Origin of the sequence: Microbacterium sp. 1S1, from assembly GCF_008271365.1 — a bacterium.
Classification (GTDB): domain Bacteria; phylum Actinomycetota; class Actinomycetes; order Actinomycetales; family Microbacteriaceae; genus Microbacterium.
This window is the reverse complement of sequence record NZ_CP043430.1, coordinates 974,442-995,156: the sequence shown is the minus strand read 5'-3', so window position 1 is coordinate 995,156 and position 20,715 is coordinate 974,442. Positions and strand designations below refer to the sequence as shown.

General features: G+C 71.6%; 19 protein-coding genes. 9 read left to right on the top strand and 10 right to left on the bottom strand.

The window, feature by feature from the left end; genetic code table 11:
• Window positions 1-22: 22 nt before the first annotated feature.
• The 5 genes from bsh to FY549_RS05000 all read right to left on the bottom strand — a co-directional run bounded on the left by bsh (window position 23) and on the right by FY549_RS05000 (window position 6,050).
• Window positions 23-1,000 (bottom strand): choloylglycine hydrolase, encoded by a 978-nt coding sequence (gene bsh / locus FY549_RS05020; RefSeq protein ID WP_149084098.1) that lies wholly within the window; start codon window positions 998-1,000, stop codon window positions 23-25.
• Between the two features lie 145 nt (window positions 1,001-1,145).
• Entirely contained in the window at window positions 1,146-2,054 is a 909-nt protein-coding gene (locus tag FY549_RS05015; RefSeq protein WP_149084097.1) for a glycine betaine ABC transporter substrate-binding protein, read from the bottom strand.
• A gap of 166 nt (window positions 2,055-2,220) precedes the next feature.
• A complete protein-coding gene (locus FY549_RS05010; RefSeq protein WP_149084096.1) occupies window positions 2,221-3,180 on the bottom strand; it encodes an ABC transporter permease in 960 nt (319 codons plus the stop codon).
• The gene (locus FY549_RS05005) at window positions 3,180-4,523 is read right to left on the bottom strand and encodes a glycine betaine/L-proline ABC transporter ATP-binding protein (RefSeq protein ID WP_200838749.1); all 1,344 of its coding nucleotides are present in this window, start codon (window positions 4,521-4,523) and stop codon (window positions 3,180-3,182) included. Before FY549_RS05005 ends, FY549_RS05010 begins: the two co-directional genes overlap by 1 nt.
• Before the next feature lie 330 nt (window positions 4,524-4,853).
• On the bottom strand, window positions 4,854-6,050 hold the full coding sequence (locus FY549_RS05000; protein WP_149084095.1) for a class I SAM-dependent methyltransferase: 1,197 nt from the start codon (window positions 6,048-6,050) through the stop codon (window positions 4,854-4,856).
• Window positions 6,051-6,250: 200 nt separating this feature from the next.
• On the opposite strand from FY549_RS05000, the gene FY549_RS04995 reads away from it, so the two are divergent.
• The 4 genes from FY549_RS04995 (at window position 6,251) to FY549_RS04980 (ending at window position 9,533) form a co-directional block, all read left to right on the top strand.
• Window positions 6,251-6,640: a GntR family transcriptional regulator gene (locus FY549_RS04995; protein WP_149084094.1), complete on the top strand. Its 390-nt coding sequence runs from the start codon at window positions 6,251-6,253 to the stop codon at window positions 6,638-6,640.
• The gene (locus FY549_RS04990; RefSeq protein ID WP_149084093.1) at window positions 6,637-7,554 is read left to right on the top strand and encodes an ABC transporter ATP-binding protein; all 918 of its coding nucleotides are present in this window, start codon (window positions 6,637-6,639) and stop codon (window positions 7,552-7,554) included. Before FY549_RS04995 ends, FY549_RS04990 begins: the two co-directional genes overlap by 4 nt.
• On the top strand, window positions 7,554-8,240 hold the full coding sequence (locus FY549_RS04985) for a hypothetical protein (protein WP_149084092.1): 687 nt from the start codon (window positions 7,554-7,556) through the stop codon (window positions 8,238-8,240). Before FY549_RS04990 ends, FY549_RS04985 begins: the two co-directional genes overlap by 1 nt.
• Window positions 8,241-8,414: 174 nt before the next feature.
• Window positions 8,415-9,533: an FUSC family protein gene (locus FY549_RS04980; protein WP_149084091.1), complete on the top strand. Its 1,119-nt coding sequence runs from the start codon at window positions 8,415-8,417 to the stop codon at window positions 9,531-9,533.
• A 1-nt stretch (window position 9,534) separates the two neighbouring features.
• Here the strand turns inward: FY549_RS04980 and FY549_RS04975 are convergent, their stop codons facing one another.
• Window positions 9,535-10,125, bottom strand: a complete 591-nt coding sequence (locus FY549_RS04975) for an ArsR/SmtB family transcription factor (protein ID WP_149084090.1) — start codon at window positions 10,123-10,125, stop codon at window positions 9,535-9,537.
• Between the two features lie 70 nt (window positions 10,126-10,195).
• Here FY549_RS04975 and FY549_RS04970 point away from each other — a divergent pair, with 70 nt between their 5' ends.
• The 5 genes from FY549_RS04970 to FY549_RS04950 all read left to right on the top strand — a co-directional run bounded on the left by FY549_RS04970 (window position 10,196) and on the right by FY549_RS04950 (window position 16,800).
• The gene (locus tag FY549_RS04970) at window positions 10,196-11,494 is read left to right on the top strand and encodes an MFS transporter (RefSeq protein WP_149084089.1); all 1,299 of its coding nucleotides are present in this window, start codon (window positions 10,196-10,198) and stop codon (window positions 11,492-11,494) included.
• Between the two features lie 117 nt (window positions 11,495-11,611).
• Entirely contained in the window at window positions 11,612-12,235 is a 624-nt protein-coding gene (locus FY549_RS04965; protein WP_259614115.1) for an RNA polymerase sigma factor, read from the top strand.
• Window positions 12,232-12,687: a hypothetical protein gene (locus tag FY549_RS04960; protein ID WP_149084088.1), complete on the top strand. Its 456-nt coding sequence runs from the start codon at window positions 12,232-12,234 to the stop codon at window positions 12,685-12,687. Before FY549_RS04965 ends, FY549_RS04960 begins: the two co-directional genes overlap by 4 nt.
• Before the next feature lie 48 nt (window positions 12,688-12,735).
• Window positions 12,736-14,307, top strand: a complete 1,572-nt coding sequence (locus FY549_RS04955) for a S8 family peptidase (protein WP_149084087.1) — start codon at window positions 12,736-12,738, stop codon at window positions 14,305-14,307.
• A gap of 48 nt (window positions 14,308-14,355) precedes the next feature.
• A complete protein-coding gene (locus FY549_RS04950; RefSeq protein WP_149084086.1) occupies window positions 14,356-16,800 on the top strand; it encodes a CHAT domain-containing protein in 2,445 nt (814 codons plus the stop codon).
• Window positions 16,801-17,056: 256 nt separating this feature from the next.
• Here the strand turns inward: FY549_RS04950 and FY549_RS04945 are convergent, their stop codons facing one another.
• The 4 genes from FY549_RS04945 to FY549_RS04930 are packed head-to-tail and all read right to left on the bottom strand — an operon-like array spanning window position 17,057 to window position 20,692.
• Window positions 17,057-17,833, bottom strand: a complete 777-nt coding sequence (locus FY549_RS04945; protein ID WP_149084085.1) for a DeoR/GlpR family DNA-binding transcription regulator — start codon at window positions 17,831-17,833, stop codon at window positions 17,057-17,059.
• Complete coding sequence (locus FY549_RS04940; RefSeq protein ID WP_149084084.1) at window positions 17,830-18,762, bottom strand: class II fructose-bisphosphate aldolase; 933 nt, start codon at window positions 18,760-18,762, stop codon at window positions 17,830-17,832. Before FY549_RS04940 ends, FY549_RS04945 begins: the two co-directional genes overlap by 4 nt.
• Entirely contained in the window at window positions 18,759-19,703 is a 945-nt protein-coding gene (locus FY549_RS04935; RefSeq protein WP_149084083.1) for a 1-phosphofructokinase family hexose kinase, read from the bottom strand. The genes FY549_RS04940 and FY549_RS04935 overlap by 4 nt, the downstream gene beginning before the upstream one ends.
• Window positions 19,700-20,692, bottom strand: a complete 993-nt coding sequence (locus FY549_RS04930; RefSeq protein WP_149084082.1) for an ROK family protein — start codon at window positions 20,690-20,692, stop codon at window positions 19,700-19,702. The genes FY549_RS04935 and FY549_RS04930 overlap by 4 nt, the downstream gene beginning before the upstream one ends.
• Between the last annotated feature and the right edge of the window lie 23 nt (window positions 20,693-20,715).

The window sequence follows — 20,715 nt, the reverse complement described above, 5'->3', positions numbered from 1 at the left end:
AGGGGGTTGCGCGGGCGACAGATCAGTTCTGCATCGCGATCTGCTGGCCCTTCACGAGCGGATACGCCGCGAGCTCGGACCCGTCGAGGTCCTCCTTGTGCATGTCGACGCCCGTGATCTGGCTGTTCTCGTAGGTCGTGTAGTAGTACACGCCCGTGGCGGTGTTGGCGCACGACGAGTAGATCGTGATCTCGTACTTCTCCTCGTCGCCGACCTGCACGCAGCCGCGCTGCTGCGCGACCGAACCGAGGATCTGGAAGAACTGGCTGATCGACTCCGACTCCGTCGTCCCGCACACCGAGTTCATGCGCGTGAACACGGCCTTCACGAACCGCGACGACGACGACAGATCGCCTGGCAGCCCGATCCCGCCCATGCCCCGGCTGTACAGGTCCATCGACACCTCCGGCGCGAACGTGTTCTCCGGCTGCCGCTTCGACAGGTGCTGGAAGTCGTTGAGCCGGAAGCTGTGGATGTCGAACGTCGGGTTGTTCGTGAGCACGCCCCACGGGTTGTCGTACACCTTGACGCCGCCGCGCACGCTCTCCACCGTGATCGACGCCGTCTTGTCGGCGATGATCCAGTGCAGCGGCGACAGCGGGAACTCCGGGCTGAAGTCGATGTCGACGAGACTCACGGACCTCAGGGCGTCCTTCACCTGCGCCACGGTCTCGAACTGTCCGAGGACCCAGGGGATGAACTCGAACGGCGTGACCTCGGTGTCCGCCGACCCCGGCGCCGGGTAGTGCGCGTTGTCCGGGAAGTTCAGCCCGGCCATCCCGAGCCCCTTCTCGTTGACCGCGTCGTAATAGAGCGGGTAGCCGTCGGCGATCGTCGCGATTCCGATGATCGCGTGATGCGCCGGCAGCGACGGCAGGCGGCGGAACGGGAACGGGAAGTTCCGCGGTGTGACCGTCACGGTCTCGTTGTACGAGAACTCCAGGTCGAGATTCCTCCCGAAGTAGTGGTCGGCCGTCGTGAAGCTCAGTCCTGTGCACATGGTCGTGTCCCCCCGTCCGCGGGCCGGTCGACCCGCCGGTTTCGCGCCATGCTTCCACCTTCCTCCCGCGAATGTAAGGGCCCCACCGACGACGAAGGAGGGCCTCCCGCTGCGGGAGACCCTCCTTCGAGACGTGCGACGGGTGTCAGCTGGTGACGGTCCAGTCGAACTGGTCGCCGTACTCCTCCAGCCACGCGTCGACCGCGTCGGCTTCCTTGCCCTCGCCGTACTCGTTGACCACGAGGTCTTCGAGCGCGCCGTACTGCTCGTCGTCGAGCTTGATCTTCTCGATCAGCTCCGCCGCCTCGGGGAACTCGTCCGCGAAACCCTTGGTGCCCAGGAAGTGCAGGCCCTCGGCCTCGCCCATGGCACCCTTCGGGTCTTCGAGGTCCTTCACGGGGAAGGCGTCGTTGGCCCAGAACGGACGCCATAGCGTGACGACGATGTCCTCCTGCTTGTCGGTCGCGGTCTTGAGCTCGGTGAGCATCGCCGCGGTCGACGAGGTGACGAGCTCGTACTCGCCGTCGAGACCGTACTCGGGCATCATCTTCTGGGTCTGAGCGGTGAGTCCGGCACCGGGCTCGATGCCGTAGATCTTGCCGTCGAAGTCGGCACCCTTGCCCGCGAGGTCCTCGATCGAGGTGAGGTCGGAGTACTCCGGCACCGCGAGGGTGAGCTTCGCGTTCTCGTAGTACGCGCCGAGGTCGTCGATGTCGTCGCCGTACTTCTTCATGTACTCGGCGTGGGTGAGCTCCGGCCAGGCGGACGGGTACATGTCGACGTCGCCCTGCGCGAGTCCGGTGTAGAGCGGGCCGGCCTCGGTGAGCGTCTTCATCTCGACCGTGTAACCGATCTTCTCGAGCTGGTCCTGCAGGAGGTAGGCGGTGCTGAGGCCGTCGGTCCAGGAGGGCAGGAACCCGAGGGTGATGGTGCCCTTGTCCTCGGCGCCGTCTCCGCCGCCGCTCGTGCCGCCGGCACCGTCGCCGCTGCATCCGGCGAGGGTGAGCGCTGCGGCCGCTCCGAGGGCGGTGATGGTCAGGATCTTCTTCGTCATGTGACTCTCTCTTGCGTTCCGTATGTGATTCCGGAGGTGCGGCCGAGGCCGCGGGACAGGCGTGCGGGATCGAAACAGTGCCGGGATCCCGGCGCCCGCGCCCCTTTTCCGTCCCGCACCGGGCATAAGGGGGTGGGACGGAGACGGGGGCGCGGGACAGGGGCGCTCAGGCGCGGGCGAGCTCGGACTCGGTCGGCGCGGACTCGGCGGGCGCGGCGGCTGCGGGCTCCGACGCCACGGGGGCGGAGGGCCGGGACGAACCGCGACGCTTCAGCATCCCGAGCAGCGACGAGCGGTTCTCGCCCGGCGCGCCCAGAGCCGCGGTCACCCGGTCGAGGAAGACGGCGATGAGCACGACGCCCAGTCCGGCCTCGACACCCTTGGGGATGTTGATCGTCGAGATCGCCTCGACCACCATCTTCCCGAGCCCGTCGGCACCGGCCATGCCGGCGATGACGGCCATGGACAGGGCGAGCATGATGACCTGATTGACGCCCGCCATGATGGTCGGCATCGCGAGCGGCAACTGGATCCCGCGGAGGATCTGCCCCGGGGTCGCGCCGAACGCGTGCCCGGCCTCGACGGTCTCCGCGTCGACGCCGCGGATGCCCAGCTCGGTCAGGCGCACGCCCGGAGGCAGCGCGAAGATCACGGTGGCCACGAGGCCGGGCACCACCCCGATGCCGAAGAACACGATCGCGGGGATCAGGTACACGAAGGCCGGCATCGTCTGCATGAAGTCGAGCACCGGCTTCAGCGTCGCGCGTACCGTCGCGTTGCGGGCCGACCAGATGCCGAGCGGCACCGCGATCAGCACGGCCACGACGGCGGCGACGAGCACGAGGGCGAGCGTCTGCATCGCCGGGACCCAGAGGTCCATGGCGACGATCAGCCCGAACGACAGGATCGTGCCGATCGCGAGCTGCCACGAGCGCACGGTCCAGGCGATCAGTGCCGCGATCACGATGATGACGGCGAAGTGCGGCGTCAGCAGGAGGCGCGTGAGGCCGTCGACGAGGAAACTCACGACGAACGACACGGCGTCGAGCAGGCCGTCGAGGTTGGCGGTGATCCAGTCGACGCCGGCGGCGACCCAGTCGCCTACCGGGATGCGGAAACCGTCCATCAGCGCACCCCCTCCGCCTCGGCCTGGGTCCCTGAGCCGAACCCGCCCTGGGTCCCTGAGCTCGTCGAAGGGCTTGGCTCGGCCGTCCACCCGTCGTCGAGCACGGCGTCGATCTCCGCCTGGGGCATGGGGGCCATCGGCAGCAGGATCTCCTCGGTCGCTCCGGGCCCGGGACCGAGCGCCGCGAGCAGGGTGACGCGCGGGATCACGCCCGCGAGTCGGCCGTCGGCATCGACCACCGCGAGAGGAAGCGGCGACTCGACGGCGGGCACGAACAGGTTCATGAGGACCTCGTCCTCGCGAACGCTCTGCAGCACCGGCTTGATGATGGAGTCGAGGCGGGTGGCGCCCTGACGGACGAGCTTGACGGCGTCGCGGTCGGTGACGACACCGACGAGCTGGCGGTCCTTGCCGACCACGTACGTCGCGGACATGTAGGCATCGCGCATCTGACGCAGCGCCGTTCGGGGCCCTGCCGACTCGGCCACGACCGGGCGCGGACGCTCCATGACGTTCGCGGCCGTGAGCACACGCGCGCGGTCGACGTCCTGCACGAACTGCTCGACGTAGTCGTTCGCCGGGTCCATGAGGATGTCCTCCGGCGTGCCGATCTGGACGATCCGACCGTCGCGCATGACGGCGATGCGGTCGCCGAGGAACATGGCCTCGTTGAGGTCGTGCGTGATGAAGACGATGGTCTTCTGGAGCTTCTGCTGCAGCTCCAGGAGCTGCTCCTGCATCTCGCGGCGGATCAGCGGATCGAGGGCGCTGAAGGCCTCGTCCATGAGCAGGATGTCGCTGTCGGCCGCGAGGGCACGGGCGATGCCGACGCGCTGCTGCATCCCACCGGACAGCTCGGAGGGGAGCTTGTCGCCCTGGCCCTCGAGCCCGACGAGCGCAAGGATCTCCTCGGCCTTCGCCTGGCGCTCGGCCTTGCCGACGCCCTTGAGTTCGAGCGGGTAGGCGACGTTGGCGGCGACCGTGCGGTGCGGCAGCAGGGCGAAGTGCTGGAACACCATCGAGATGCGGTCGCGGCGGATCTCCCGCAGCCGCCCGGCGGGGATGCCCGTGATCGGGTCGCCCCCGACGGTGACGGTGCCGTCCGTGATGTCGTGCAGCCCGTTGAGCATGCGGATGATGGTGGACTTGCCCGATCCAGACAGGCCCATGATGACGAAGATCTCACCGCGGTTGACGGTGAAGCTGGCGTCGATGACGGCGGCGGTGCCCGCCTCGGCGACGGCGGCACGGCTCTCCCCGGCCTTCAGTCGGCGGACGGCGGTGCTCGGATTCCTCCCGAACACCTTGTACAGATGGCGCGCTTCGAGTGCTGTTTCGGACACGTTTCCCCTGCGGCTCGGCCTCGGGTGGCCGAGCCTGCTTCGGTCACGCCCGGGTGATCCTCACGAGGCCGTTCGACATCTTCGCTGTGGCGGCACAGGCGTCGGATTTCGGATCCGTCGCAGAGGGGATCGACCATACGCCCACGCCTCTTCGCCGCACAGCTCATCGAAGGAAGGACGCGACCGCGGACTGGTCTTCGGGCCGTCAGGCCCGACTCCCAACGTAACGAAATGGCCGGTCAGCGGCAAATCCTGCCTCGGCGACGTGCCCGGGTTTCCGCGGCTGACCGGGGGATAGTACGAGCGTCTAGCAATCTCGGCACCCCGGCTTCACGGGCGCCGGAGGGTGCGGGTCACGGTGAACTTCGGAGTCCGTCTGAGCTGCTCCGTGGGACCGATCAGCCGGGTCAGCTCGGCCCGGTAGCCGAGGCTCGAGTTGTACACCGTGAAGAGCTCTCCGCCGGGCCGGAGCAGCCGCGCCGCGGCCTCGAACAGCCGACTCGCGGCACCGGTGTGCACGCTCGTGCCGAGGTGGAACGGCGGGTTCAGGAGCACCGCGTCGAAGCTCCCGTCCGGCAGCTCCGAACCGGCGTCGTCGTGGGTGACCACAACCCGGTCGCCCACACCGTTCGCGGCCGCGGTGGCACGGGCGGAGGCCACGGCCGCGGCCGAGCGATCCGTCGCGGTGACCCGGTCCCCCGGCTGGGCGAGCGCCCAGGACACGGCGAGCGCACCGGTTCCGCAGCCGAGGTCGAGGATGCGGCGACCGTCGGTGTTCACAACTCCGGAAGAACGGGCGCTCTCGCCGCCGTTCGGCGCATTTTCGGCGCGTGTCGTCTGTGTTCTCCTGAGTTGTGAACCGTCGAGGTCGAGCACCTCGAGCAGGACGCGGGTGCCGATGTCGAGACGGGGCCCGGCGAATGCGCCGCCGTGGGCGACGAGGACGAGGCTGCCGTGCCGCGCGGAGACCGGGAACGGCGGGGACTCGGGTACGGGGAGGGCCTCGGTGGCGACGAGCAGTCGCGACTTCCGCTCGGCACGCTGGGCCTGCACCCGCGCGAAGCTCCGCCCCAGCACCTCGTTCTGGGCGAGGGTCATGTGCTTCACCCGCCCTCCGGCGACGAGCACCACGTCGGGGGCCGCCCACCGGGCGACCGCATCCGCGATCTCCTCCAGTTCGGCGAGGGCCTTCGGCAACTGCAGCAGCACCAGTCTGGCGCCGGTGAGCAGGCTCTCCTCCAGGTCGTGCGGGTGGAAGCCGTCGAGCCCGAGCTCCTCCGCGTTGCGCTGCAGAGCCCGCCGACCGGTCGCGAGGTCCTGATGCACCCGGATCCCGTTCCGCCCGGCAGCCGTGAGAGCCAGCGTGATGGCACCGTACTCGTCCCCGATCACGACCGTCTCGGGCCCTGGCACGTCGAGCGCGAGCGCCCGTTCCACGAGCAGCAGGTCGGTCGCATCGTGCGCCTGGAGGTTGTCCGCTTCGACGTCAGGCCAGCGACGCAGACGGCTGTAGGGGAACTCCGGCACCAGCCCACTGTACGCGGCCGCCCGCCCCGCCCTGGGCGCAGCTTCGGAGCTGGCGGCCGACACGCCGCCGGGCTCGACCCCGCGACGGCGTGTCGATGGACATCGCCGAAGCTGTGCCCGGGCGCGAGACCGGGGTTGACATCACTCGCGGTTCCGTGGTTACTTAGTCAAGTAAGTAACCCAGCAACCATGGAGGACTCGTGATCGAAGAAGGCAAGCCGCTCTTCCTCCAGATCGCCGAGCAGATCGAGGACTCCATCCTCGACGGCTCGTTGGCCGAGGAGGCACAGGCCCCTTCCACGAACGAGCTCGCCGCGTTCTACCGCATCAACCCCGCTACCGCCGCCAAGGGAGTCGCCATGCTCACCGACAAGGGAGTGCTCCACAAGCGCCGAGGCATCGGCATGTTCGTCTCGGAAGGCGCCAGAAGCCTGCTCCTCGGCGAGCGCCGCGCCGCCTTCGCCGACCGCTACATCGACCCGCTCCTCGCGGAGGCCCGCACGCTGGGCCTCGGCGCGGAAGACCTCGCGGACCTGCTCCGGCAGCGCGCCGCACTCGCCCCCACCCCAGAAGGGAAGAACCCCGCATGACCGCCGTCATCGAGGTGCAGAACCTCACCAAGCGCTACAAGGAGAAGAGGGCACTCGACAACGTGTCGCTCTCGCTCGAGGGAGGCTCGATCTACGGGCTCCTCGGCCGCAACGGTGCCGGGAAGACGACACTCATGTCGATCCTCACGGCGCAGAACTTCGAGTCGTCCGGCACCGTGAAGGTGTTCGGGGAGCACCCGTACGAGAACGCTCATGTGCTCGGCCGGATCTGCTTCGTCCGGGAGAGCCAGAAGTACCCGGACGACGCCACCCCGCGGCATGCGTTCGCCGCCGCGCGCCTGTTCTTCCCGCACTGGGACCAGGATCTCGCGGACGAGCTCATCGCAGAGTTCCAGCTGCCGATGAAGCAGGCCATCAAGAAGCTGTCCCGTGGCCAGCTCTCCGCGGTGGGCGTCATCATCGGCCTCGCCTCCCGCGCCGAGATCACGTTCTTCGACGAGCCGTACCTCGGACTCGACGCGGTCGCCAGGCAGATCTTCTACGACCGGCTCGTTGAGGACTACGCGGAGCACCCCCGTACGATCATCCTCTCCTCGCACCTGATCGACGAGGTCGCGAACCTCATCGAGAAGGTCATCGTGATCGACAACGGGCAGATCCTCCTCAACGAGGACACGGACGCCGTCCGCGACCGCGCCGTGACCGTCGTGGGCGACGCCGCCAAGGTCGACGCCTGGACCACAGGCCGGGAGGTCCTGCACCGCGATGAGCTCGGACGGGTCGCCTCGGTCACCGTGCTCGGTGCGCTCACCGCCGAGGACCGGGCCGAGGTGCGGGCTGCGGGCCTCGACCTCGCCCCCGTCTCACTGCAGCAGCTCATCGTCCGTCTCACCCAGAAGGCCGAGGCCCACACCGGGACGAGAGCCGATGCCCCGAAGGAAGGAGTCCGCTGATGCGACGCACGCTCAACGTCATCCGTCTGCAGCTCATCAACCGGCAGACGTTCGTCTGGGTGCCGCTGATCATCCTCGGCTCGGCGGTGGTGATCTCGGTCCTCATCTACGCGATGATCCCCGGCGACGCCCCCAAGTACGGAGGAGGCGGCCAGGCGCCGCTCTGGTACTTCTTCGCGATCGGCTTGTCGGCCATGACCATGACCTTCCCGTTCTCGCAGGCGATGAGCGTCACCCGACGCGAGTTCTTCATCGGGACGCTCCTCACCGCGGCCCTCGGCAGCGCGCTGCTCGGCCTCCTGTTCATCGTTGGTGGCGGGATCGAGCTGGCCACGAACGGCTACGGCGTGAACGGCTGGGTGTTCCACCTGCCGTGGCTGTGGGAGGCCGGACCGCTCGGCGCCTTCATCGTCTACTTCACCCTCGCCCTGTTCTTCTTCGTGGTCGGCTTCACCGGCGCGACGATCTACAAGAGCTGGGGTCCGATGGTGCTCACCATCGTGGGCGTCGGACTGGCTCTCCTCCTCGTGGCGGTCGTCTTCCTCGTGACGCGACTCGAGCTGTGGGGCGACGTGTGGCTCGGCATCCTCGACCTCGGCGCCGTGGGCCTCGCCCTCTGGGGGCTCGTGATCGTGGCCGTCCTCAGCGTCGTCTCCTTCCTCGCTTTCCGGCGGGCCACCCCCTGACGGGAGCCGTCGGGATCCGCGGATGCCGCGGCTGCGCAGGACGCGCGGCCGCGGCATCCGCGTCTTCCCGCCCCTACCCTCCGACCCCGCCCGGGGCAACCGGGTGGCCGCACGCCGTCGCGGCGCCTATCCTCGCCAGTCAGGACCACCCGATCGCGGCGACGAGAGGATGACGTGACGCCCGACCACCCGCGGCTGCGCCTGCGCGAGCGCCGCTCATACCTCGCCCGGACCCTCCACGACGCGGTGCGGCCGGGCCGCCTGCTCCTCGTCGCCAAGACCGCGCTCGCCGTCGCGCTGGCGTGGACCATCGCGCCGCACATGCCGGGGGTCACCGACGAGTATCCGTACTACGCGCCCCTCGGGGCACTGGTGAGCATGTATCCGACGCTCATGGGGTCCATGCGGTCGAGCCTGCAGACCCTGTTCGGTCTCGCCACCGGTATCGGTCTGGCCACGGTGGTCGTGCTCACGGTCGGACCGACGTGGTGGACGATCCCCCTCGTGGTCGGCCTCGGCGTCCTCGTCTCCGGCACCGGGTGGTTCGGCGCCGGGAAAGAGTACGTCCCGATGGCGGCGCTGTTCGTGCTCATCATCGGCGGTCAGAACGCGGACGACTACTCCCTGGGCTACCTGGCCCAGATGGGGGTCGGGGTCGTGATCGGGCTGGCGGTCAACCTCCTGATCGCTCCCGCGCCGCTCGTCGGGTCCGCCGAGGCGCGGGTGGAGCAGTTCCGACGGCAGCTCGCGGGACACCTGCACGACATCGGCTCCGCGGTGTCGGAGTCCTGGCCCCCGGAGACCGCCCAGTGGGCGGACGATGCCGCCGCCCTCGCCGAGACCACCGCCGACCTCCGTTCGGCCCTGGCGGAGGCCGACGAGAGCGTCCGCTACAACCCTCGGGCGCGCCGCCGCCACGCCGGCACCGCCCACGTCCACGATCAGCTCTCCACGCTCGACCGCATCGCGCATCTCATCCGTGACATCGCCGACGCGACCGCCGACACGATCTGGGAGCGCCCGGCCGCCATGCCCTTGGACCCCGCGCTGCCCGAGCCGTTGTCCGCGGCCTGCCACGCCGTCGCCGACGTCATCGCCGAGGACGACCCCGCCTCGAGCGCAGCGCATCGCCGCCGCGGGGAGGCCGCGCGAGCGATCCGGCTCCTGCTGGAGCGCGTCGACGATCGCACGTTCGACGCCCGCAGTTCGATGGGGCCCGGCGTGCTGACGGCCATGCATCTGCGCCGTATCCTCATCCTGAGCGGCGAGCGCCCCGACGACGAGGGCGAGTGATTCAGATGGTGTCGTCGGCGACGACGATGTCCAGCTGCCAGTAACGGCCCGCGGGGTCGGCGTCGTCGTGCGCCGCGTCGGCCGCGGAGAGGACGTCGTTGATCCGGCGCATCACATCCTCGAACTCCCTCTCGGTCAGCCGGATGGTCCGCTGCACGAACGACGCGTGCACCTCGGCGGTGCGACCGGACACGTACTCGGGCGTCCAGGCCATCACGCGCCGCACGAGCTCCTGATGATCCTCGGCGAGCGCGGTCACGACCGCCCCGCCGAGCGCCTCGTCGGCGACCGGGTTCTCGGGGCCGCCGACGGTGAGGGCACCCTTCCGCCCCGTCCAGACCCGATCCCGGCGGTCCCTGGCCTGGTCAGGCGCCTCCTCGATGAGCCCGGCGTCGGCAAGGGTCCGCAAGTGGAAGCTGGCGCTGTTGGCCGGCACGTCGAGGTCGCTCGCGACGTCCGCCGCGCGCAGGAAGCCACGGCGCGCGATGAGGCGGAGGATCTGGCGGCGCAGCGGGTGGGAGTAGGCCTTGAGCATGGCCGACGTCATGAAGGCGGCGTCCTCCCGGGAGGTCTTTTCCGCATCGTCGGCCATTCCCTGATCCTAGTCGGCGAATTCCGCACGAATCCTTGCGCAATTTATCTTGCGGAACTATCGTCGAGCCATGAGCACGACGACGACCCCCCACCGCCTGTGGCGAAACACGCGCTACCTCACGTGGCTCGTCAGCGATACGAGCAAGGGACTCGCCTCCGCACTGTTCGGGTTCGCCGTCCCGCTCCTCGCCCTCATCGTCACGAACGATCCCGCGCAGGCCGGCATCATCGCGGGGGCGGGGATGGTCGCGCGCGTGCTGCTCACCGTTTGGGGCGGGATCCTCGCGGACCGGCATCGGCGCATCGTGCTCATGCTCGTCGGCTCGCTCCTGGGCATCGTGCTGGCCGGGGCTTTCACGCTGCTCGCCGTCAGCGGATCCCTCACCTTCGCCACCCTCCTCGTGATCGACGTGCTGCTCGCGGCCCGGAGCGGCCTGTTCGACGTCGCCGGGGAGAGCGCGCTGAAGGAGATCGTCCCGGACGACGCGATGGGGCGCGCGCAGGCCGCGAACCAGGGGCGCGATGCGGCCCTCCAGCTCGCCGGAGGGCCGCTCGGCGGGCTGTTGCTCGGCGTGGGCGGCTGGCTCGTCGGCGTCGTCATGACCGCCTGCCACCTCGTCGCGGCCGTGACCGCCGGGCTGCTCGGCCGCCAGACCAGACGTGCGGGCATCACCGACACCGGCGCCGAGGAGGACGCGGGCCTCGACGCACCCGCGATTCGCCCGAACGCCCGGCGGGAACTCCGCGAAGGGTTCGGCTGGCTGCTGTCGCGCCCCGACCTCGGCGGCGTGATGCTCATCATGACCATCGTCAATCTCGGCTTCAATGCCGCGATCACCACCGCCGTCTACGCGCTGCAGCAGGCGGGCCACTCGGAATTGCTCATCGGGACGGTCAGCGCCGCCATCGGCGCGGTGATGCTCGCCGGTGCGATCGTCGCCCCGCTGCTCGTCCCGCGGATCCCGGCGGGGCCACTCACGATCGTCGGGCTGACGGTCGTCGCCCTCGGTACCATCGTGCTCTCGTCCGTGTCGGCGCCGTGGGCCGTCGCCGTCGTCCTCGGTGCCACGGTGCTTCTCGTCCCCGCCCTCAACGCCGGGATGATGGGCTACTTCATGGTGGCCACGCCGTCACGTCTGCTGGGACGCGCGAACAGCGCCATGGGGGTCCTCGCGATGGGGGCGATGCCGCTCGCCCCGCTCATCGCCGGCTTCGGCCTGGCCGGGCTCGGACGACAGGGCACCATCCTCATCTGCGCGGCCCTGTGCGTGGTGGCCGCCGTCCTCGCGATCGGGAACCGCGCCCTCCGCAGCCTCCCGGTCGAGTCACGATGGGCCGCGCACGCCGCCCGGTACGAGGCGGACTGAGGTGGAGACTAGCGACGGCATCGCGGGTCCACGGAACGGCCGTCGGAATTCTTGGACCGCGCCATGTATCACGGGGCTCTTGCCGTGCTCCTGGTGGGTGTGATCACAATGGGCTTCATGATCGACGGTGCCCCCGGCGCCGCCTCCGATCCGGCATCCGACGACGGGCGCGCACGCTGGGAACGCGCCGCGGACCTCTTCGATGCCTGGCGCGATGGCGACGGCCGCTCGATGGACGAACTGGTGCGGCTCATGACCCCCGTGCTGTGGCACGTCGTGCGCGCCTACGGCCTCGAACGCACCCTCGCGGAGGACGTCGTGCAGACCACCTGGCTCCAGCTCGTGCGCGGCCACGGGGCCATCGCCGATCCGCGCGCCGTCTCCGCCTGGTTGACGACCACGGCTCGCCGCGAAGCCTGGAAGGTCGGCAAAGCGCACGGGCGCATCGACACCGCGGAATCCGACGACCTCGACGTGCTCCTTCCCGAGCAGGCGTCCGCGGAGGAGCACGCCACGCTCGACGATGAGAACCGCCGGCTCTGGGCCGCCGTCCGTCGTCTCGCCGAGCGATGCCAGCGCCTCCTCCGCGTGATCGCCTTCGAGGACCGCCCTGACTACGCCCGCCTCGCTCGCGACCTGTCCATGCCCGTCGGCAGCATCGGCCCGACCCGGAGCCGCTGCCTCGCGAAGCTTCGCGACCTCCTCGACACCCCGGCCACCCGGACGGAGGGACGATCATGAGCGATGAAGACGACGCCCGGCTGTTCGCGCGCTTGCGCAGCCTCTGGGGAGCGGTCGACCCTGTTCCTGCCGGACTGATCGATCGAATGGTCGCGGCGGTCGCGGCGGACGGGCTCAACCGCGAGTACGCCCTGCTCACCCTCGTGGAAGGGCCGCTCGGCGCGATCCGCGGCGAGACGGACGCCCTGACGCTCCAGTTCAGCGACGGCGGCACCAGCGTCCTCCTCCACGTCACGACGACCGCCTCCGGACGGCGGCGGGTGGACGGCTGGGTGGACACCGCCGCCGCGGAGATCGTGCTGCGGCAAGGCAAGCGGGAACGTCGCACGACACCGGCGGAGACCGGTCGATTCGTGTTCGACGAGGTGCCGCCGGGCATGAGCCGGGTGCGCCTGACGGCGACGGTCGGCGACGAGACCCGCACCCTCGAGACGCCGCAGTTCGAGTTGTGACCCTCGACGCCGACGATGTCGCCGGCGTCACGATGGAGAGGATGATCGATGGAGCAGCCCGAGGGATGGACCTGGCAGGACCGCGCGGAGGGGTCGATCCGCCGCGGCACCGCCCTCGACCCGAGTACGGAACCGGTGGACGGGATCCGAGCGTTCCCCACCGCGTACCTGCCGGAGCGCCTGCTGATCACACGCGCCCTCGACGAGCAGGAGGCGTACGACCGCGAACTGCGCGCCCTGCGGGACGCCGCCGACTCCTTCGGCTGGCGGCTGGAGATCGAAGACCGGGAGCGAGCGGTCGGCAACGGCGAGCTCGTGCCCGGCGTAGCGGGGTTCCTCCGGGCGCGCCTGACCACGCCGGATGAGCCGACCCGCGGGGAGTCCCCCGTGGCTCCGGACGCGTGGCGTGTGCTGCAGCGCGCGCGGCGCCTGTCCCGCTCGACGATGCCGCGGACCAGCCTCGAGCACGTGCTGTCGATCGATCCGGTCGGGCTCAATCCCTTCACCCGGACGAACCCGTTCACCCGGACGAACCCGTTCACCCGGACGAACCCCGTCCGCGGCGCGGCACCGGGTGGCGGCGGCAGCGACGACTATCTGGAGCCCGGACGCGGGGCGCGGCAGCCGGTCACCTGGCTCGGCCCTGCCCCGGCGCGCGCGGCCGCTCCGAGGAGGGGACGGCGGCCCGTCGTGGCGATCCTCGACACGGGCTGCGGCGAGCACGCATGGCTGCCGTCCGACATCGTCACCCGGCACGTCGAGCTCGACGGCGTCCCTGTGGGCTTCACGGACGACGCCGATCCCGAACGCTACCCGGACCTGTACGGCCAGCTCGACGGCGAGATCGACGCGGTCGCCGGGCACGGCACGTTCATCGCCGGGATCGTGCGTCAGGCCGCTCCGGACGCCGACATCCTCTCGATCCGCGTCGCCGGGGCGCTGGGCGTGGTCGACGAGAGCACCCTCCTGGAGACCGTGGCGCAGGTCGTGGAACTGCTCCGACGGCACCGGGAGAACCCGAAGACCGGCTTCCCGATCGACGTGCTGAACCTGTCCCTCAGCTACTACCACGAGACGCCGACTGACGGACTGTTCAGCACGACGCTGTACGAGCTGCTCGCGAAGGCCAGGGAGCTGGGCTGCGTGGTGGTCTGCTCGGCGGGCAACGACGCGATCGACCGCCCGTCCTTCCCGGCGTCGCTCTGGCCGTGGCCCGGCGCCGACAACGGGCTGCCGTCCGACGACGGCGCCCCGCACGTGTCGGTCGGCGCCCTGAACCCGTCGGCACGCTCCGTCGCCCTGTTCTCGAACGTCGGCCCGTGGGTGCAGGTCTACGCCCCGGGCGCCGCCGTCGTCAGCACGTCGCCGGCCTTCGTCGGCGGCGCGCAGGCGGCCACCCGCGCGGACATCGACGGGCTGCCCCGCCAGACCCTCGATCCCGACGACTACCGGGGCGGCTTCGCGGTGTGGAGCGGTACGTCGTTCGCCGCTCCCTTCATCGCCGGCCGCGTCGCGGCTCAGCTCGGTGCCGTCCCCGCCGTGGGGGTGACACCGGCCGTCGCCGCGAAGGCGGTTGCGGCGGTCCTGTCGGCGTTGCCGACTCCGCACGAGAGGACCTGACGTCTCGCGCCCTTCCGTGCGACCACCGCGGCACGGCATCCTGGACGGATGCCCCTGTCCGCGAGCGCGCTGCATCGGCGCGGCGTCGAGGCGGCGAACGCCCGACAGTTCACGCGCGCCCGGCGGGAACTGGAGAAGGCCGCCGCCCGCACCGACGACGCCGACCTCCGCGCGCGCATCGACGGCACCACCGCGTACGTGCTCGCGCAGATCGGAGAGCCCGCGGCAGCGGAGTCGCTGTGCCGCGAGGCGCTGGGCAGGGACGGGCTGCAGGCCGAGACCGTGGCCCTCCTCGGCGGCCAGCTCGGCGCCCTCCTCATGCACGGCGGACGGCTGGACGAGGCCGAGGGGTGCCTGACCGCCGCGATCGACGCTCTCGCCGCCACCGGCGCCGAGACCACCGCGCTCGCGAACTGCCTGATGAACAGGGCGGTGGTGCGGATGCAGCGTCACCGTCTGGAGACCTGCACGGCCGACCTCCGACGGGCGATCGCGATCTACGAGGCGCACGAAGACCACGACTCCCTCGCCGAGGCCACCCACAATCTCGGCTACGCAGCCCTCCTCGGAGGCGACCTCGTGTCGGCCCTGCGCCTCATGGCCCAGTCCCGTCCGACGTTCGCGGCCACCAGTGCCCTCGCCACCGCCATCAGCGACCTCGACCGCGCGGAGGTGCTTCGCGATGCCGGACTGACGACCGAGGCGGAGGCCCTGCTCGCCCGCGTGGCCGTGCAGTTCGGCGCGCAGCGGATGCGCCAGGCACGCGGTGAGGCGGAGTTCCACCTCGCCCGTTCCCTCGTCCGCCACGACCCCCGGGCCGCTGAGCGCGCGGCCCGGACGGCCGCCCGCCGCTTCACCGCGCTCGGCAGCAGCGGCTGGGCGGCCCGCGCCGCGGCGGTGGAGCTCGAGGCCCGGCAGCGGCTCCGTCCCGATCGCCCCGCGGACGCGGCGGCGTTCGAACGCGTGGCGCAACAGCTCGACCGGAGCGGCTTCCGCACCGAGGCCACCGCCCTGCGCCTGAGCGCCCGCCGGGACGGTACCGGGCGCCTCCCCCGCGTCTCCGCCTCCGACCCGACGCCGCTGCGCCTCCGGTCGCACGAGGTCCGCGCCGTCCGGGCAGCGCGGCGAGGTCGGGACGGGGAAGCGCTGCGGGCCGCTGCCACCGGGCTCGACCTGCTGGCCGCCTGGCAGCGATCGTTCGGCGCCCTCGATCTGCAAGCGTCCGTCGCCATGCACGCCAGCGACCTCGTGTTCACGGGACTCGCCGCGGCCGTCCGCCGCCGCGACCCGGCGACGCTCTTCGAGTGGTCCGAGCGCGCCCGGCACCTCAGTCAGCAGGTCGCCCCGGTCCGGCCGCCGCACGACGAGGCGCTCGCCGCCGACCTCGCCGAGCTGCGGATGCTGCGCGCCGACCTCGCGGGGGCGGACTGGACGACGGATCCCACGGTTCGCGCGCTCCGCGACCGGGTGCGGGAGCGGCAGTGGTCCGCCACCGGCTCCGGGGCGACGAGAGAGCGCCGGACACTGGCGGAGGCGACCGCGCTCCTCCCGCCGGACACGGCGGTGCTGGCGTACGTCTACACCGGCACCGGGCTGCACGGGGTCGTGGTGCAGCCGGAGGGGGCGGTCGTCGTCGACCTCGCCTGGCCGCGCGTGCGGGCTGCCCTCGACGGCCTCCGCGCCGACCTCGACATGGCTGCGCTCACCCGCGGCGGTGCCATGGGCCCGGTGACCGCACGCACGCTGGCGGCGCGCCTGTCAGTCCTCGACGACGAACTGCTCGGCCCCATGCGCCGCGCGACGGGGGGCGCCGGACGGCTGGTCCTCACCGTTCCGGGAATCCTCGGCGGCGTGCCGTGGGGGATGATGCCCGGCATGCACGGGGTGCCGTTCACGCTCGCGACCTCGGCCTCGCGCTGGTTCGACGGCACGAGTGCCACGGTCACGACGCCGCGTGTGGGATTCGCGGCCGGACCCCGGGTTCCCCGCGCGGTCGAGGAGGTCGAGCGCGCCGCAGGGCCGTGGGAAGGACGGGGGACGACTCGCGCACTGCAGGGCTCGGAAGCGACCGTCACGGCGGTCACGGACCTTGCGCGCTCCGTCGATGTCCTCCACATCGCCGCACACGGGCGCCACGCGGTCGACAACCCCCTCTTCTCCGGGTTCGAGCTCGCCGACGGGATCCTGTTCGGCTACGACGTCGACCTCATCCCCCGCGTCCCGCCCACCGTGGTGCTGTCCGCGTGCGAGCTGGGGCGATCGTCGGTGCGCTGGGGCGAGGAGGCGCTGGGGATGACGCGCGTGTGGCTGCACGCCGGCACCGACTGCGTGATCGCGGCCCCGGTCTCGGTGCCCGATGACGACGCGTGCGAGCTCCTCACGGCCGTGCACGGGGGGCTCGCTGCGGGGGTTTCACCCGCCGAGGCGCTGGCGCGCGCAGGATCGGTGACGGGGGTTTCCGCCCCATTCCAGTGTCACGGCAACGGATTCTGACTTTTTTCCCGCGTCGAGGTATCAGAACAGGGGGCGCTCTCTCCTGTTCTTCGGAAGGTGTCGGGCGAATGGCCTCGAAGGGAGAGGCGCGAGGGAGGCGCCGTCGGATCTGGGAAACGCCGCTGGGGAGCGCGAAGACGAGACGGACACCATCTGCTCAGGGGGTCGCGGTATGCAGCCGCGCCGTTCCTGCAGGGCCTCGGCGATCTGGGGACGCCGAGGCCCTCGGGGCGTGGGGAGGGCGCGGTTGCCGACCTCAGGCGAGGATCACCGTGTAGCCGGCCGCGCGCAGCGCGGTCACGGCGGCCGAATCCGCTGCGCGGTCGGTGATGATCGTGCCGAAGAGGTCCGGCCCGCCGACCACGGAGAAGGCCTCAGCGCCGAGCTTGCTGCCATCCGTCACGACCACGGCGCGCCGTGCCCGCTCCGCCATCATCCGGTTCACGGCTGCCTCGCGCTCGTCCTGGGTCGTCGCGCCGGCGGTCGCGTCGATCCCGTTCACGCCGATGAAGGCCATGTCGAGCCGCACACCGCGGAGCAGCTGCTCGACGAACGGGCCGACGAGCTCGTACGTACGCGAGTGGATGACGCCGCCCGTGACGACGACCTTGATCTCCGGGCGGGTGGCCAGCTGCGCGGCGATGTTCACGGCGTTCGTCACGACGGTGATCCCGCCGTCCGCAGCCAGGTCTTCACTGGCAGCGAGCGCGGCGGCGATGGCCGTGGTCGTCGTCCCGCCGGAGAGGCCGACCACCATCCCGGGGGTGACGAGAGCCGCCGCCGCCTGCGCGATGCTCTCCTTCTCGTGGGTGCGGAGGTGGCTCTTGTAGCGGAGGGGCAGTTCGTAGGCGACGGTCTGCGCCACGGCACCGCCGTGCGTGCGGGTGAGGAGGCGCTGTTCGGCGAGGGAGTCGAGGTCGCGGCGCGTGGTGGCCGGGGAGGCCCCGAACCGCTCCACCAGCTCCTCCACCGTCACCTCCCCGTCCGCGGCGAGGAGGTCGAGGATCGCGTGCAGTCGGGCCGCGCGCTTCACCGGTCGTCGTTTCGCGTCGAGGTCGCAGCCTTCCCCGGATCCTCTGCGACCGGAGTGGGATTCTGCGACGGCTGCAGCGCGAACAGCCGCAGCAGCCGGGCGGCCTCATCCGCCAGCGCGGTGCGAGCGGGGGCGATGTACTTGCGGGAGTCGACGAGGCGCTCGTCGGCGGCCAGCACCTCCCGGACCGCGCGCGTGAAGAACCCGTTGAGGTGGGTGGAGACGTTGATCTTCGTCATCCCGGCGCGCACCGCGTCGGCGATCACGGCGTCGGCCACCCCCGAGGATCCGTGCAGCACGAGGGGCACGTCGCTCCCGTCTGCGGCGGCACCCCCCAGGGCCGCGCGCAGTCGGGCGATGAGGTCGAGGTCGAGCGAGGCGGTGCGGTCGGTCATGGCGTGCGATGACCCCACGGCCACGGCGAGCGCGTCCACCCCGGTCGCGGCGACGAACGCCCGCGCCTCGTCGGGATCGGTGCGGACACCGGGAGCGTGGGCACCGTCCTTCCCGCCCACCTCGCCGAGCTCGCCCTCCACGAAGACCCCCGCGGCGCGGGCACGGGCGGCGACCTCTGCGGTCACGGCCACGTTCTCGTCGTAAGGCAGCGCGCCGCCGTCGAACATGACCGAGCCGAAGCCGAGGGCGACGGCCTCATCGACGAGCTCCGGTCGCTCCGCGTGGTCGAGGTGCACCGCCACCGGTGTCTCCGCGCGTCGCGCCGCGGCGAGCGTCGCGAGGGCGATGGGCTCCAGACCGCCGTGGTAGTCGGCGCAGTTCTGCGAGATCTGCAGGATCACGGGGAGCTGTGCGAGCGCGGACGCCCGGACGAGACCCTCCGCGGTCTCCAGGTGGATGACGTTGAAGGCGCCGATGCCGGTGCCGGCGGCGGCAGCCGCGGAGACGAGCTCCCGAGCGGAGACGAGGGTCACGAGGGGTCCTTCCGGAAGGAGGCGGGGTCGGGACGGGAGACGTGGAGCTGCTCTTCGAGCGCGCGCCAGCGGGGGGAGATGTCGCCGGCGAGCGGCATGAGCACGGCGGCCGCCGACCACGCGGTGGCGCGACGGAGGATGAGCTCGGGGTCGCGCTCGCCCTCCGCCGTGAGCACGGCGCAGGCTGCGACCGCGGCGTCTCCCGCCCCGGTCGGGTTGCCGGCGAGCGGCTCGTCGAGCCGGGCGTGCAGAAGATCGGTCGCGGTGACCGCGAGCATCCCCTCGGCCCCGAGCGACAGGAGCACGAGCTCCGAACCTCGAGCCAGGAGCGACCGCGCGCCCTCCACGGGATCGGCGATGCCGGTGGCCTCCGCGAGCTCCGCGGCGTTGGGCTTGAGCACGGTCGCACCGGCGTCGGCGGCGCGCAGGAGCGACGGACCGGAGGTGTCCACGATCACGGGGACCCGGGCGTCGGCGCCCACCGCGACGAGCATCGGGACGAGCGACTCCGGCGCCCCCGGCGGGATGCTGCCGGAGACGACGAGGGCCCCGGCACCGGGGAGCCGGTCGACGACCTCCGCGAGGAGGCCGCCCCACTCGGCATCGGTCGGGTTGACCCCGCGCTCGTTGACGATCGTGGTGTCGCCCGCGGCCTCGTCGACGAGAGCGATGCTCCGACGGGTATCGGCCGCGACGGGCACGAGCACATGGGGCACGCCGCTGGCCGTGAGTTCCGCGGCGAACTCCGCGCCGACGGGACCGCCGGCCGTGGTCAGCGCGAGGACGGAGGCCCCCTCGGCGTGGGCGACCCTGGCGACGTTGAGACCCTTGCCGCCGGCGCGGGACGCCCCGGTGTCGGCGCGGTGCGTCCCGCCCACGACGAGCTGATCGACGTGCCAGGTGAGGTCGAGCGCGGGGTTCGGGGTGACGGTGAGGATCATGCGAGCTCCCGGGCGCGGAGGGCGGCGCCGATCAGTCCCGCGTTGCCGGACAGCTCGGCGGGGACGAGCGCGGGGAGGCGGTGGAAGCTGAGGCGGGCGGCGAGGCGGGTGCGCAGTTCGTCGAAGAGCGCACCGCCCGCCCGCGACAGCCCCCCGCCGATCACGACGGCCTCGGGGGCGACGACGGCGGTCAGCTGCGCGAGCGACAGGGTGAGAGCGTCCAGCGCGGAATCCCAGATGCCTGCGGCGATCCGATCCCCGGCGGCCGCCCGGGCGATGACGTCCTTGGCCCCGTCCGGAGCCGTCCCCGTGGCCTCGTGGTAACGGCGCGCGATGGCTCCCGCCGACGCCACGGCCTCCAGGCACCCGCGGGCACCGCAGGGGCAGACCGGACCGTCGGCGATCGGGGAGTGCCCGATCTCACCGGCATAGCCTCCGGCCGTGTATGGTCGCCCCCCGACGAGCAGGGCCCCGGCGATGCCGGTGCCGATCACGAGGATCACCGCGTCGTCGTAGGCCCGCGCGCCACCCAGTTCGTGCTCCGCCCAGCTCGCGGCGCGGACGTCGTGGTCGAAGGCGACGGGGAGGCGGAGGCGCTCCGAGGCGAGTGCGCGGAGCGGTGCGTCCCGCCAGCCCATGTTGCTCGCGAACACGCCGACCCCCGCGGCGGCGTCGACGATGCCGGGCACCACGAGCCCGGCGGCGCGGGGCGTCACATCGGGATGCTCGTCGCGGAGCTGCGCGGCGAGGACCTCCAGCCGGTCGAGCAGCGCGGGCGTGCGATCGCCGTCCGCGGTGGGGGTCGGCGTGCGGCGGAGTCCGCGCGCCCGTCCGTCCGCATCGAACAGCGCCGACTTGATGTCGGTCCCGCCGACGTCGAAGGCGAGGACGGGCGCCCCGGCGCCGAGCGTGCGCACTGCGGCGAGCGTGTCGCCGGTCTCGTCCCTCGCCGCGTCGGGGACCGCGTCCGCCGCGTCGTTCGGGCTCATCGCTCGGCTCCGGGGATCGCTGG

Coding starts and splice junctions, on each gene's coding strand:
- bsh (WP_149084098.1), bottom strand. CDS start 1,000: ATGTGCACAGGACTGAGCTTCACGACGGCCGACCACTACTTCGGGAGG.
- FY549_RS05015 (WP_149084097.1), bottom strand. CDS start 2,054: ATGACGAAGAAGATCCTGACCATCACCGCCCTCGGAGCGGCCGCAGCG.
- FY549_RS05010 (WP_149084096.1), bottom strand. CDS start 3,180: ATGGACGGTTTCCGCATCCCGGTAGGCGACTGGGTCGCCGCCGGCGTC.
- FY549_RS04990 (WP_149084093.1), top strand. CDS start 6,637: ATGACCGCCGTCATCGAGGTGCAGAACCTCACCAAGCGCTACAAGGAG.
- FY549_RS04985 (WP_149084092.1), top strand. CDS start 7,554: ATGCGACGCACGCTCAACGTCATCCGTCTGCAGCTCATCAACCGGCAG.
- FY549_RS04975 (WP_149084090.1), bottom strand. CDS start 10,125: ATGGCCGACGATGCGGAAAAGACCTCCCGGGAGGACGCCGCCTTCATG.
- FY549_RS04970 (WP_149084089.1), top strand. CDS start 10,196: ATGAGCACGACGACGACCCCCCACCGCCTGTGGCGAAACACGCGCTAC.
- FY549_RS04965 (WP_259614115.1), top strand. CDS start 11,612: ATGATCGACGGTGCCCCCGGCGCCGCCTCCGATCCGGCATCCGACGAC.
- FY549_RS04960 (WP_149084088.1), top strand. CDS start 12,232: ATGAGCGATGAAGACGACGCCCGGCTGTTCGCGCGCTTGCGCAGCCTC.
- FY549_RS04955 (WP_149084087.1), top strand. CDS start 12,736: ATGGAGCAGCCCGAGGGATGGACCTGGCAGGACCGCGCGGAGGGGTCG.
- FY549_RS04950 (WP_149084086.1), top strand. CDS start 14,356: ATGCCCCTGTCCGCGAGCGCGCTGCATCGGCGCGGCGTCGAGGCGGCG.
- FY549_RS04935 (WP_149084083.1), bottom strand. CDS start 19,703: ATGATCCTCACCGTCACCCCGAACCCCGCGCTCGACCTCACCTGGCAC.
- FY549_RS04930 (WP_149084082.1), bottom strand. CDS start 20,692: ATGAGCCCGAACGACGCGGCGGACGCGGTCCCCGACGCGGCGAGGGAC.